A 346-nucleotide genomic window follows, 5' to 3' on the forward strand; every position below is an offset into this window, starting at 1 on the left:
TTATTGCTTAATGAAGAATATTTAAGATCAAATAAGCAAGAAGCCGTTAAATATATTTGCTCCCCCCCTTTACGATCCAAAGAGGATCAAAAGGAATTGTGGAAAGGAATTCAATCAGGCAGTATATCCGTCATCGGCTCTGACCATGCTTCCCATCCATATAAAGATGGCAAGATTCATGGAATGAAGGATTTCACTAAGGCACCTAACGGGTTACCTAGTATCGAAAACATCTATCCTCTTCTCTATCATTTTGGTGTGCATGAAAAAAGAATTTCTCTTCAAAAATTTGTCGAGATTACTAGTTTAAATGCAGCTAAAATTTTTGGTTTATATCCTAAAAAAG

1 pseudogene is annotated in these 346 nt (G+C 35.3%); it reads left to right on the plus strand.

The features are described 5' to 3' along the window. Positions 1-96: 96 nt before the first annotated feature. Positions 97-346, plus strand: a pseudogene (locus RYX56_RS21545) (dihydropyrimidinase); the annotation flags it as partial.

Origin of the sequence: Alkalihalophilus lindianensis (genome assembly GCF_032843265.1) — a bacterium.
Taxonomy (GTDB): Bacteria; Bacillota; Bacilli; order Bacillales; family Bacillaceae_D; genus Alkalihalophilus; species Alkalihalophilus lindianensis.